We start from the raw sequence: 13,983 nt of genomic DNA, 5'->3' as shown, positions 1-13,983 counted from the left end.
GAGCTATTCTATCTCGGGTTTTTTGTATGCTTTTTAGGATTATAAGGAGGAGATAATGATAGGACTGATTATTCGATATGTAAGGCAGCATAAGTGGCTGTACTTACTGGTTGCGGTTACCCTGATAGTCTATGATGTCTGTCTGTTGATACCGACAAAGATTATTCAGGGGTTGGTGGACAAGATTGGTCATGGAACGTTGACCACAGCTGGTCTCATGCAGGATATGCTGATTCTGTTAGGAGTGACCATTCTAACCTATATTACTGCCTATATTTGGCATTTGAAGTTGTTCCAGTCGTCGGTGCAGTTTAAGTTTGACATGCAGCAGAGTTCTTTCCGAAAACTGGTCGTTATGCGGACGCCATTTTATGAAAAGTTCCGCTCGGGTGATGTGATGACGCGGTTTTCAACAGATGTGGAAGGTTTGATGGACATGGTAGGCTACGGTCTGATGATCGTGGTCTATGGAGGAGGCATGATTGCCTTTATTATTCCGACCATGCTGCTCATCTCTTGGCAGATTAGCCTCGTAGCCTTGGTGCCAATGGTGCTTTTGGTGGTGGCAATTTATGCGATTGGGCAACGCCAAGATCAGGCAGTTGAGGCTAACCGGGAAGCAGTGGCAGGCTTGAATGATGAGGTTTTGGAAGTGGTCGAAGGGATTCGTGTCACGAGGGCTTATAGCAAGAAAGAGCGGCAGAAGCGCAAGTTCCAAGAGCGCACCCATAAGCTGGCGCGTGGTGGGGATAATATTATGGCGCTGCAGTCTCTCTATAATCCCTTGGCAACGATTTTATTGGGCTTTGCAACACTGGCGGTCTTAGGGATGGGAGCTATTTTCTTAGAGAATGGTCAGATAACGCTCGGGCAAGTGATTGCCTTGCAACTTTATACAGTGTCGCTTCTAGAGCCTTTTTGGATGCTGTCGGACTTCATCCTAGTCTATCAGACAGGAAAGACCTCTTTTGCCAAGTTGCAGGAGTTGGTGGAGACGGGTGATGAGATGGAAGAAGATGGTGCAGACTTGCTGGGAGACTTGCATGAGATCGCATTTGACAACTACGATTTTCGGTATCCACAGGCAGAGCGCAATAGTCTAACTGGCATTTCTTGGGTCTTGAAAGCAGGTCAGACAGTCGGAATTGTCGGAAAGACAGGGTCAGGAAAGACCACCTTGATTCGTCAGTTTTTGCGCCAATATCCTATCGGTAAGGGTCGTTTTACCATCAATGGGCAGTCGGTTCTTGCTATCAAGCGCTCTTCTATCGAAGAGAAGATAGGTTATGTACCACAGGAGCATGTCCTATTTTCTAAAACGGTGCGTGAAAATATCGCTCTTGGTAAAGGAGGCAGTCAGTTGGATGAGATCGTTCAAGCGATTGAGACGGCGGACTTTACCAAGGACTTGGAACGGATGTCAGAGGGGATAGAAACCCTTATCGGGGAGCGAGGGGTGTCGATTTCAGGAGGGCAGAAGCAGCGGATTTCCATTGCTCGTGCTTTCTTACGAAATCCAGACCTGCTGATCTTAGACGATTCGCTATCGGCAGTTGATGCCAGAACCGAACGTCAGATTATTGAAAATATCCAGCGGGAGCGAGAGGGAAAGACCAACATTATCGTGACGCACCGTCTGTCGGCAGTGCAACATGCGGACTGGGTCTTGGTTTTAGAAGATGGTCGTATCATCGAAGAGGGAACGCCCGCACAGCTCCTAGCAAATGCAGGCTGGTACTATGAGCAATACCAGCGTCAACAAAGTCAGGAAGGAGGAGGAGAATGAGGGTTATTGTTACTCTATTAAAAGAAATTCGTCGCGTCAAAGGCTTGTTTGCTCTAGGCGTTGTCATCTATCTTGCTGGGTCAACTTTGGTACGCCTATCGCCAATCCTCTTGCAGCGAATCATAGACGGATCGGTGACGGATCTAAGCAAGGGGCTAGCCTTTAATCGAGCAGATTTTCTCTTACAGTTAGCAGTCTACATGGGCTTGAATATCGTGGGTAGCGTCTTCTTTTATCTCTCGACACGCCTGCTGATGCACTGTGCTAATCGGATTGCGGAAACCTTGCGCAATCGTGCCTATGACCAGATGCAGCGCCTGCCAATTTCCTATTTTGATGATAAGCCAGCAGGGAAAATCGCCACGCGGATTGTCAACGATACGGAAACCTTGCGCAACCAGTTTTATGCCACCTTGGTCTATATCTTTAATAACCTAGTGCGTCTAGTCTTTACCTATGGGATTATCTTTTACATGAATGTGACCCTAGGCTTGATTTTACTTGCGCTCTTACCAGCATTCTATGTCCTGCAAGTCTTTTACAAACGCTTGACAGACCAGCCCATGAAAGATTTTTATGATGCCAGAAGTGACATCAATACTAAGGTAAATGAAACTATGAATGGAGCGAGCCTCATTCAGCTCTATGGTCAGGAAGAGGCTGTGATGCAGGATTTTGACCAGACTGCCAATAAGATGAGGCAGGCAGAAAATCGGATTATCTGGGCACAGTCTATCGCGACCTGGAACATGACCGAGTTTCTCAAATACTTGGTTATAACCTTGGTCTTGACGCTTGTTGGTCAACGATTTTTAGCAGGTCAGTGGCAGTTGACAGCAGGGGTTCTCTTCGTCTATGTCAACTATATTGCAGATGTTTTTGATTCGGTGGGACGGTTGGTTCAACAATTTCCCAACATGCTCCGTTCTTTAGAGACAGGAAAACGCTTGTTGGCTCTGTTGGAAGAGCCTGTTGAAGAAGATAGCGAGGCGGAGTTGGAGGTGAGCGCAGGTCGTATCGTCTTTGACCAAGTCCAATTTGCCTACGAGGAAGGCAAGCCTATTTTACAGGATATTTCCTTTGAGGTTGAAAAAGGGGAAACCATTGCCTTGGTCGGACATACCGGATCAGGTAAGACTTCTATCATGAACCTCCTCTATCGCTTCTATGATCCACAAGCAGGTTCTGTCTCGATTGATGGGCAGAATATCAGAAACTATGCCCGTGAAAGTGTCCGTAGCCACATGGGCATTGTCCTTCAGGATCCCTATCTCTTTACGGGAACGATTGCGACAAATGTCAGCATGAATGAGGAGGACATGGATCGTAAGAAGATTATGGACTCTCTGGAAAAGGTTGGAGCTAGGGATTTACTGAAACGACTTGAGAGAGGGATTGATGAGCCTGTTGTTGAAAAAGGTTCTTCCTTTTCAAGTGGGGAGCGGCAGCTCATTGCCTTTGCCCGTACCCTTTACTCTGATCCCAAGATTTTGATTTTGGATGAAGCGACCTCGCATATTGATACAGAGACAGAGGAAATGATTCAGCACGCCATGGAAGTGGTGAAAGAGGGGCGGACAACCCTTATCATTGCCCACCGACTTTCTACGATTCAAAATGCAAACCAGATCTTAGTTCTTGATAAGGGGCGCATTGTCGAACGGGGCAATCATGAGGAACTCATAGCCTTGGGAGGGATCTACGCCCAAATGCATGCTATTCAGCAAAAAGTAGGGTATAATACTGTTAGCTAAGAACTACATTCACAGATTTGGCTGTGAATCTAGGTTCTCTTAGAGAGGAACTGTTTTAATAGAAGCATTCAGCTTATAATGCTAGTCTAGTATTTTAGTTTATATTTTATAGTCGCTCAGTTTACTTTTATAGAGTATTATTACTTCCTTAACTCGTCTTGCTGTACTCCAGTGCTACCTCCAACTTTTGCCGAAAACTTCGTTTTCTTCATTTCCCGTTTCATCCAGTCTCTCCCCAGCCTGTTTTTACGAAAATTTAGTTCCCGCTTCAAGCAGTTGCAACTGCTCTAGCCCTAGTGCTTCGTTGTCTATTTTGGTGTCTAGTGACGATAACGAATAGGGGCTGGATATTGCAAGTGGGGGTAGTTAATGATATAGTATAAGTGGTTCGCTTAGATAAGCCCTGCTTTATGCTGCTGATGGATAGGGTAGAAGGGGTATCTTATACTCCCCAATAAAAATCAAAATCTGGAACTGGCTAAAGCTGAAACAGTTATGTCCCAAAGAGGGAACAGGCTAAAAACCTCCACTGGAGCTTTTTATTCAGCAAGGTGAGTTAACGACATCAGATTTTGATTTTTGACGAGTATTACAAATATAATATAAGGAATAATGTAGAAATATGGAAAAAATTAGTGTAGTAGTTCCTGTATATAATGGAGAGAAGTATCTCAAGATGTGTGTGGAAAGTATTATGAAGCAGACATATAGCCAGTTGGAGATACTGATTATCAATGATGGCTCGACAGATGGGACAGCCTTGCTCATTGAGCAATTACGGGCGCAGGATAGTCGGATCCGTGTGCTTCATAAGAAGCAAAATGAGGGGATTGGGGCAGCTCGAAATAGTGCCTTGGACATGGTGACAGGAGACTATCTGGCTTTTATCGATAGCGATGATTGGATGGATCCCAATCATATTGAGGATTTGTACGGCTTACTCACACGAACCAATAGTGACGTTGCCATTGCCAACTTTACACAATATGTTGAGGATACAGGTCACTATAATCTCCATATCACAGATGATGACTACTATGAGGCGGTCTATACGCCAGAGGAATGGTTTGTTTTCCAGTATGGTCATGGGAATAATTTGAGCCTTTGCTTCACGGTTCCTTGGTGCAAATTGTATAAGACCTCACTGTTTGAAACCATCCACTATCCGACAGATGGATTTGGCGAAGATGACAAGACAACTTGGAAAACCTATCTGATGGCAGACAAGATTGCCTATATGCACCGTTCCAGCTATCTCTATCGTGTCAATACAGGCAGCATGACAAAGACAGCAGATCTTGCGACTGTTTTTTCAGCGCAGCCAGTTGCAGAGCGCTTGGAAGTCTTGAGCCTGCTTGGGTTTGATGTGTCACGGGAAGTCGCAGCTTATAAGTGGCGTGCCCAATTAAACCGTGATAAGGAATTGAAGACCGGCAATATCCAGCGATATAAGGAATTAGAGTTCCGTCTAAAATTGTTAGAGAAATATGGGAAGTGATATGAGAGTTTATATTACAAATATCAACGGGCTAGCAGGCACAGCCTCCTTTGCGCAAAATATGGTAACAGATATTGCCCACACTCTCGGCTATCGAGAGCTGGGAATTTACTGTTATCAAATGGCGGCTGATAGTCCGAGTGAGCTAAATAAGCGCTTAGACGGGATTGTGGCAGGGCTTCATCATGGTGATGTCGTGATTTTCCAAACACCGACCTGGAATACGACGGCTTTTGACGAAAAAGTCATGGAAAAATTAAAAATGTACAATGTCAAAGTCATCCTCTTTATTCATGATGTGGTGCCCTTGATGTTTGCAGGAAATTTTTATTTGATGGAGCGGACGATCCGCTACTACAACCAAGCTGACCTCATTGTCGCTCCTAGTCAAGCCATGATTGACCAGTTGCGTGAGCATGGCTTAACAGTAGAAAAAACGATTATTCAAGGGATGTGGGATCATCCAACGAGTATCACTTCTGTTCCAGCAGCCTTTCTCCCAACCATTCATTTTCCGGGTGATGCGGAGCGGTTCAGCTTTGTGAAGGCCTGGGACTATGAGATTCCCTTGCATCTATATGCTCGAAATGGAGGCGATTTGCCAAAGCAGGTTGTCTACCATTCCTATATGCCGGATGACCAGCTCTTGCTGGAATTGTCCAAGGGTGGCTTTGGGCTAGTCTGGATGGATGATCATGATAAAGGCTATCAGCGATTGTATTGTCCGCACAAATTAGGAACCTTTTTGACGGCGGGGATTCCTGTCTTTGTTCAGAGAGGGATTGCTAATCAGGAAATCATTGAAAACAATAAGCTGGGCTTTGTCGTGGATTCCTTGGATGAGGTCGTGGCGAGGATTCAGGCGATGAGCGAGGGAGAGTACCAGCAGATTGTTGCCAAGGTTCGCTCCTTTAATCGCTTGCTTCGTCAAGGTTACTTTACGCGAAAATTATTAGTAAATGCAGTGTTTGAGGTGTTGTGTGAGTAAGAAAAGAGAATTATCAGAGATTCAGGTTCTACCCATTTTAGAGAGTCTGCGCTTTATTAAAGAACATCAGGCTTCGGTCGCGCGGTTTGGTGATGGTGAAATTGATATTATCAATGGGTCGAGTATTCCCTATCAAGAGTATGATGAGAACTTGGCATTGGCTTTGAAAGTGATCTTGCAATTGCCGAGTAGCGAGGACCTCTTGGTCTGTTTGCCAGATGTTTTTCAAAAGATTGAACGCTACAATCAGAATGCTCAGGTTTTCTGGCAATCACATTTTGAGAAATATAGGGATTTTTATCAAGAAGAGTGCCAGTCCGATTGGTACGGCTCAACGTTCCTGTCGCGCCCCTATATTGATTTACAGGACAAGTCCTTGGCGGATGTCTATTTCGCAGCGATTCGGGACTTGTGGCAGGGACGTGACGTGCTATTGGTCGAGGGAGAAACTTCTCGCTCGGGCGTGGGAAATGACCTATTTGCGAATGCGGTTTCTCTTTCTCGGATCATCTGTCCTTCTAAAAATGCCTTTGCTCATTATGACGCTATCATGGAGCGTATCTTGGAGCATGCAGAGGATAGATTGGTCATTCTGATGTTGGGACCGACTGCAAAGGTCTTGGTCTATGATTTGATGAAGCGTGGATTTCAGGCGATTGATCTGGGGCATATCGATTCGGAATATGAGTGGTACCAGATGAAAGCAACGCATAAAGTGAAACTGCATCATAAGCACACGGCGGAGTTCAATCGGGATGAAGGAATTGAACTGGTACAAGATGATGTATATGCGCAGCAAATTGTGGCAACAGTAGGAGTTGACTGGGCAAAAGAAGAGGAGCAGATGATGTCAGAGTTTGAAACGATTAGTATCATTGTACCTGTTTACAATGTGGAGCGCTATTTAAAGCGGTGTCTGGATTCCTTGTTGAGGCAGACCTATACAGACTTTGAGCTGTTACTGATTAACGACGGTTCGACAGATAGCAGTGCAGAGATCTGTGAGGAGTACGCTAAAAAGGACAAGCGGATTCGGGTCATTCATCAGGAAAATGCAGGTCCCTCAGCGGCACGAAACCGTGGGATTGAGTTAGCGCAGGGACGTTATATCACTTTCGTTGATTCTGATGATTTTGTGGAAGACTACTACCTAGACAATCTGCATACAGCGCTGGTAAAGAATCATGCCGATATTTCGATTTGTAACTTTAACTCTTTCAATGAAGACCGGCAAAGTTTCCTATTTTCCATTACAAAAGAAATGTATTTTGAACAGACCTATACCGTAGAAGAATGGCTAAATCAGGAAAATACAGCCAAAAACAATCTGTATCTAACCTTCACTTTTTCGCCTCTGAAGCTCTTCAAGCGAGAACTCTTTGATGGGATTAGCTTTCCGGTTGGACGCTTGCGCGAAGATGATGCTACGATCTATAAAGTGTACTTGAAAGCAAGGAAGATTGCCTTTATCAACCAAGGTTCCTACTATTATTCACAGCGCAGTGAGGGCTTGTCGCGAAATGGGATGCTGGATGATATTCGCAGTATGATTAGCAATGCCGAAGAGCGCCTTGCCCTTCTAGTGACACTGGGATATGATGTGCGAGAGCATATTGATTCTTATATCAAACGCTTGAAAAAGTGCCAGGCAGATAGCTTACGGGCTGGTCAAATTGGCCTCTATCAAGAATTAACGACCAAATTAGACTTGATTGAACAGCACCAAAAGGAGGACTAGGGTGGAAAAAGTCACAGTGATTGTCCCTGTTTTTAATGCCGGACCTTATTTGAAAACCTGTTTAGAGAGTATTGTGGGGCAGACCTATCAAGATTTGGAAATCCTGCTGATCAATGATGGCTCGACAGATGAATCTGCCAGCCTCTGCGAAGCCTATCGCAAGATGGATTCCCGCGTTCGCCTTGTCCATAAGAAATTAGGTGGTAGTGGTGTGGGTGCTGCAAGGAATACCGCCCTACCCCTTATTACCGGTGATTACGTTTTGTTTGTGGACAATGATGACTGGCTGGAGCCAGATCATATCGAGCGTCTATACCAGTCTTTAAAAGAGACGGACAGCGATATTGCCATTGCCAACTTTACCGAGTTTGATGAAGAAAAGCAGGTCTTTCGTTTTCACTTGACAGCGGATGACTATTTCCAAAAAGTCTATCGTCCCGAAGAATGGTTTCAGATGCAGTACGAGGGCAAATCTGCCTTTAGCCAGTGTTTTACAGTTCCTTGGTGCAAATTGTACAAGGCAGCCCTTTTTGACAATATCGTCTATCCAGAAGATGAAAAAGTTGAAGATGATTTAACGACTTGGAAAGTCTATTTGATGGCAGATCGGATTGTTTATTCTCATACAAGCCTTTATTACCACCGGAAACGTTCGACGAGCGTGACAAAGACGGTCGATATGGCGGCTGTTTTTCCTCTGAAAAGTATTGAAGAGCGCGTGACCATCCTTTCGATCTTGGGGATTGATATTGGAGCAGAATTGCGCGCTTACCGCTGGCGCCTGAACTTACATAAAGAGAGTTTCCTCCAAGCAGGGAAGGTACAAGAGTATCAAAAATGCCTGCAAAAACTTCAGATTTTAGAAAAATGGCAGAAATAATGGTTATCAGAAAGAAATGAGAAAGAGGCTGATAACCCAAGAATAACCTCAAAAAGATAGCAATCTCTATATTTTTGAGGTTTTTTTGCTATTCAAAATAGAGTGATTTTCAGAAATATTCCATAAAATTAGGCGTCTATTTCCGAGAATATATAAAAAACAGAGAAAATTATATAAAAAATAGTAGAAAAATATGGAAATTATAGAATAAATTACTTGAATTTTCGGGGGGGGGGGGATGATATAATATAGAATGCACGTTTTGTGCCAAAAATAAATATCCACATAAAAGGAAGTTTTCATGAGTAGTAAATTCAACAAAGACGGTTACGGCGAGTCGTCCCGTAAGACGCGTGTCAAGCTACACAAGTCTGGGAAGCACTGGGTTCGTACTGTGATGTCTCAGATTGGATTAATTCGCTTGATACGCGGTGGTTCAGTTGAAAAGACAGTTAAAGTAGATGATTTGTCTCTCGACAACATCTCAGCAACAACTATTTTAAAAGGAGCGGCAGCTCTGGGAGCGATAGCAGGTGGCGTCAGTTTGACGGATGATGTTTATGCAGAGGAAGTGGTGATTGCTACTGAAACAACGACATCTACCGTGGTAGGAGCAGACGAAGTTGCCTTAACTAGCCCTTCAGCCACCGTAGATGAAGCTGCTGACAAAGCAGCAGAAGAACAGGAACAGCAATCGGAAAAAGATTCGGAGTCGCTGTCACAATCAACGAGTGAATCAGCTTCAACTTTTGCGAGTGAGTCTGTGTCAGAATCTATTTCTGAATCCGTATCAGAATCTCTCTCCGAGTCAGTTTCAGATTCGCAAAGTGAGTCTGCTTCAGCCAGTGAATCTCTGTCTGAGTCTACCTCAGGTTCACTTAGTGAATCTGTATCAGCTAGTGAACTAACAAGTAGTTCAGCAACAAGTGAGTCAGATGCTTCTAAAGAAATAGAAGCATCTGTTATTCCAAAAGCTGATGAGAAGACTGAAAAGAATGCAAGTATGGCAGAGATCCCGGTAACAAAGGAATCAGCTGTTGCAAACCTAACAGTAGCAATCAATAATTTAAAGCAAACGTTGAACACGGCAGAGAGTTTGGAAATGTCGGATTTGGTGGCGGCATATGCTCTCTTACTCCAAGCTCAAGGGGTTATCAGTAGTTCTGATCCTTCATTAGAACAATTGAACTTGATGCAAAGTGTCATCGTAGCAACAGATAGTGCCGTTCAGAAACGAGTTTCTGAAAAGGTAATGGCGTCTGGAACAAGAACTGGAGACTACATTACTACAAGTAATGGTTTGACCTATGCTGAGACAACAGCTAGTGACGGTTCGAAACGTATCCGATTGACCTCGATTATGCCACATTCAGCTGAACACGGAAAGACCTTTGAAGAATTAGGGTTGATGGGCAGAGGATTTAGGGCGACAGTTAATGGTACAAAAATCACATTAGAATTTAAAGACCTTTCAAAGGGTATTTCTTCTTGGGGGTATTTCCTAAATAATAACGTTTCACAGCTAATCAGTAATCTACGTGGTGTCTATGACACTGTGACCAAAACGATTACATGGACTGCTGATTATGACAATAGCTTTCTAAGAAACGGGAATGCGACAACGAAAAAGAACTACAACCCTGGCTATATAGGAGCCTATATTGGAACCTCTGGAGGATTGGGAACTCCTACAAATATCACAATCAATGGGGCAAGAACTTCGGCAGGTCGTTCTTCAACAGTAAGTGGCGTCACTGGTACACAGTACTATACGACGGGTACACAATCTTTAGGGACACATCGCATTTCCTTTACGACATCTTATACCGGTTCGCTGAGTGAATTGTCGAATATTCGCTTGCGACTATTTGCCAACACGGCCTCCAATCAAAGTTATCCAAGTGGTTATGAGGATGGTAGGCAGGCAAATGGACATCGTCCATCTGGTTCTAAGTATATCGTGTCAAACGGTCATGGTACAGCAGTCAGTGGGTATTATGTTCAAGGAGTGAATAGAGATGTTGCTGAATCGCTCAGTGCTTCTGAGTCAAGGTCTATCTCAGCATCAGATTCTATGAAGGAATCTGTTTCTCAATCCCAATCGAAGAGTATATCTGCTTCTCAGTCAGTTTCTAACTCTCAATCATTGAGTACGTCTGCTTCTAAGAGTGCTTCGATCTCTAAGTCAGTTTCTGACTCTCAATCATTGAGTACATCTGCTTCTGAGAGTACTTCAATCTCTAAATCTCAATCATTGAGTACATCTGCTTCTAAGAGTACTTCAATCTCTAAATCTCAATCATTGAGTACGTCTGCTTCTAAGAGTACTTCGGTCTCTAAATCTCAATCATTGAGTACATCTGCTTCTAAGAGTACTTCGGTCTCTAAATCTCAATCATTGAGTACATCTGCTTCTAAGAGTACTTCAATCTCTAAATCTCAATCATTGAGTACGTCTGCTTCTAAGAGTACTTCGGTCTCTAAATCTCAATCATTGAGTACGTCTGCTTCTAAGAGTACTTCGGTCTCTAAATCTCAATCATTGAGTACGTCTGCTTCTAAGAGTACTTCGGTCTCTAAATCTCAATCATTGAGTACATCTGCTTCTAAGAGTACTTCGGTCTCTAAATCTCAATCATTGAGTACGTCTGCTTCTAAGAGTACTTCGGTCTCTAAGTCAGTTTCTCAATCGGTGAGTGAATCGGCTTCAAAATCAGCTTCACTATCAACTTCTATTAGTGAATCAGTATCTGAATCAGTGAGCGAGTCCGTTTCTGAATCTATCTCTGAATCAGTAAGCGAGTCAGTCAGCGAATCTGTCTCTGAATCAATTAGTGAATCAGTGAGCGAGTCAGTGTCAGAATCTATCTCTGAATCGGTAAGTGAATCCGTATCAGAATCTATCTCTGAATCGGTAAGTGAGTCCGTATCTGAATCAGTTTCTGAATCAGTGAGCGAGTCAGTAAGTGAATCCATTTCTGAATCAGTGAGCGAATCTGTATCAGAATCTATCTCTGAATCGGTAAGTGAGTCCGTTTCTGAATCTGTATCTGAATCCATCAGTGAGTCAGTAAGTGAATCTATCTCTGAATCAGTGAGCGAATCCGTATCAGAATCAGTGTCTGAATCAATCAGCGAGTCAGTAAGTGAATCTATCTCTGAATCGGTAAGTGAGTCCGTTTCTGAATCTGTATCAGAATCTATCTCTGAATCGGTAAGTGAGTCCGTATCAGAATCAGTGTCTGAATCAGTGTCAGAATCCATCTCTGAATCAGTGAGCGAATCTGTATCAGAATCTATCTCTGAATCCGTCAGCGAGTCAGTAAGTGAATCCATCTCTGAATCCATCAGTGAATCCGTATCAGAATCTATCTCTGAATCGGTTAGCGAGTCAGTGTCTGAATCTATTTCTGAATCAGTGAGCGAGTCAGTAAGTGAATCTATCTCTGAATCAGTAAGTGAGTCAGTATCAGAATCCATCTCTGAATCAGTGAGCGAATCCGTATCAGAATCCATCTCTGAATCAGTGAGCGAGTCAGTGTCAGAATCTATCTCTGAATCGGTAAGTGAATCAGTAAGCGAATCTGTATCTGAATCAATCAGTGAGTCCGTTTCTGAATCTGTATCTGAATCAGTGAGCGAGTCCGTATCAGAATCAGTATCTGAATCAATTAGTGAGTCAGTAAGTGAATCTATCTCTGAATCAGTGAGCGAATCAGTGTCAGAATCTATCTCTGAATCAGTGAGCGAATCCGTATCAGAATCTATCTCTGAATCAGTAAGTGAGTCAGTAAGTGAATCTATCTCTGAATCGGTAAGTGAGTCCGTATCAGAATCAGTGTCTGAATCCATCAGTGAGTCCATTTCTGAATCTGTATCAGAATCCATCAGTGAGTCCGTTTCTGAATCAGTATCAGAATCAATCAGTGAATCAGTATCAGAATCTATCTCTGAATCAGTAAGTGAGTCAGTAAGTGAATCTATCTCTGAATCAGTGAGCGAATCAGTAAGTGAATCTATCTCTGAATCGGTAAGTGAGTCCGTTTCTGAATCTGTATCAGAATCAATTAGTGAGTCCGTTTCTGAATCAGTGTCTGAATCAATCAGTGAGTCAGTAAGTGAATCCATCTCTGAATCAGTGAGCGAATCTGTATCAGAATCTATCTCTGAATCCATCAGTGAGTCCGTTTCTGAATCTATCTCTGAATCAGTGAGCGAATCAGTATCAGAATCAGTGTCTGAATCCATCAGTGAATCCGTATCAGAATCTATCTCTGAATCGGTAAGTGAATCCGTATCAGAATCTATCTCTGAATCAGTAAGTGAATCTATCTCTGAATCGGTAAGTGAGTCCGTATCAGAATCAGTGTCTGAATCAGTATCAGAATCTATCTCTGAATCCGTCAGCGAGTCAGTAAGTGAATCCATCTCTGAATCAGTGAGCGAATCAGTATCAGAATCTATCTCTGAATCCGTCAGCGAGTCAGTAAGTGAATCCATCTCTGAATCAGTGAGCGAGTCAGTGTCAGAATCTATCTCTGAATCCATCAGTGAGTCCGTTTCTGAATCTATCTCTGAATCAGTGAGTGAGTCAGTGTCAGAATCTATCTCTGAATCCGTAAGCGAGTCAGTAAGTGAATCCATCTCTGAATCAGTGAGCGAATCTGTATCAGAATCTATCTCTGAATCCGTTAGCGAGTCAGTAAGTGAATCCATTTCTGAATCCGTTAGCGAGTCAGTAAGTGAATCCATTTCTGAATCAGTGAGCGAGTCAGTGTCAGAATCTATCTCTGAATCGGTAAGTGAATCAGTAAGCGAATCTGTATCTGAATCCATCAGTGAGTCCGTTTCTGAATCTGTCTCTGAATCCATCAGTGAGTCCGTTTCTGAATCAGTGTCTGAATCCATCAGTGAATCCGTATCAGAATCTATCTCTGAATCGGTTAGCGAGTCAGTATCAGAATCCATCTCTGAATCGGTAAGTGAGTCCGTTTCTGAATCAGTGTCTGAATCCATCAGTGAGTCCGTTTCTGAATCTATCTCTGAATCAGTGAGTGAGTCAGTAAGTGAATCTATCTCTGAATCAGTGAGCGAATCCGTATCAGAATCTATCTCTGAATCGGTAAGTGAATCCGTATCAGAATCTATCTCTGAATCCGTAAGCGAGTCAGTAAGTGAATCCATCTCTGAATCAGTGAGCGAATCAGTGTCAGAATCTATCTCTGAATCGGTAAGTGAATCCGTATCAGAATCTATCTCTGAATCGGTAAGTGAGTCCGTTTCTGAATCTGTATCTGAATCCATCAGTGAGTCCGTTTCTGAATCAGTGTCTGAATCCA

7 protein-coding genes and 2 pseudogenes are annotated in these 13,983 nt (G+C 43.3%); 7 read left to right on the top strand and 2 right to left on the bottom strand.

Translation table 11 applies throughout. The features are described from left to right. The first annotated feature begins 55 nt into the window (after positions 1 to 55). The 7 genes and pseudogenes from BU200_RS03265 to BU200_RS11665 form a co-directional block, all read left to right on the top strand. Positions 56 to 1,786 (top strand): ABC transporter ATP-binding protein, encoded by a 1,731-nt coding sequence (locus tag BU200_RS03265; RefSeq protein WP_075098804.1) that lies wholly within the window; start codon positions 56 to 58, stop codon positions 1,784 to 1,786. Beyond that, positions 1,783 to 3,540: an ABC transporter ATP-binding protein gene (locus tag BU200_RS03260; RefSeq protein WP_075098803.1), complete on the top strand. Its 1,758-nt coding sequence runs from the start codon at positions 1,783 to 1,785 to the stop codon at positions 3,538 to 3,540. Before BU200_RS03265 ends, BU200_RS03260 begins: the two co-directional genes overlap by 4 nt. Positions 3,541 to 4,162: 622 nt before the next feature. Continuing rightward, positions 4,163 to 5,038: a glycosyltransferase family 2 protein gene (locus BU200_RS03255; RefSeq protein WP_075098802.1), complete on the top strand. Its 876-nt coding sequence runs from the start codon at positions 4,163 to 4,165 to the stop codon at positions 5,036 to 5,038. 1 nt (position 5,039) lies between these two features. Further along, entirely contained in the window at positions 5,040 to 6,026 is a 987-nt protein-coding gene (locus BU200_RS03250; protein ID WP_075098836.1) for a sugar transferase, read from the top strand. Continuing rightward, positions 6,019 to 7,764, top strand: coding sequence for an SP_1767 family glycosyltransferase (locus tag BU200_RS03245; RefSeq protein ID WP_244912658.1), 1,746 nt, complete (start codon positions 6,019 to 6,021; stop codon positions 7,762 to 7,764). The genes BU200_RS03250 and BU200_RS03245 overlap by 8 nt, the downstream gene beginning before the upstream one ends. Position 7,765: 1 nt before the next feature. Further along, positions 7,766 to 8,644 (top strand): glycosyltransferase family 2 protein, encoded by an 879-nt coding sequence (locus BU200_RS03240; protein WP_075098800.1) that lies wholly within the window; start codon positions 7,766 to 7,768, stop codon positions 8,642 to 8,644. A 301-nt stretch (positions 8,645 to 8,945) separates the two neighbouring features. Then, positions 8,946 to 9,173 (top strand): annotated as a pseudogene (locus BU200_RS11665) (accessory Sec-dependent serine-rich glycoprotein adhesin); the annotation flags it as partial. Positions 9,174 to 9,202: 29 nt separating this feature from the next. Here BU200_RS11665 and BU200_RS11660 read toward each other — a convergent pair. Together BU200_RS11660 and BU200_RS11655 are read right to left on the bottom strand one after the other, a co-directional pair. Beyond that, the gene (locus tag BU200_RS11660; protein WP_115265070.1) at positions 9,203 to 9,706 is read right to left on the bottom strand and encodes a hypothetical protein; all 504 of its coding nucleotides are present in this window, start codon (positions 9,704 to 9,706) and stop codon (positions 9,203 to 9,205) included. Between the two features lie 1,623 nt (positions 9,707 to 11,329). Next, a pseudogene (locus BU200_RS11655) lies at positions 11,330 to 13,983 on the bottom strand (hypothetical protein); the annotation flags it as partial.

This window comes from Streptococcus acidominimus (assembly GCF_001921825.1).
Taxonomy (GTDB): Bacteria; Bacillota; Bacilli; order Lactobacillales; family Streptococcaceae; genus Streptococcus; species Streptococcus acidominimus.
The sequence above is the reverse complement of the archived record's forward strand: the minus strand, read 5'-3'. Positions and strand labels throughout refer to the sequence as shown.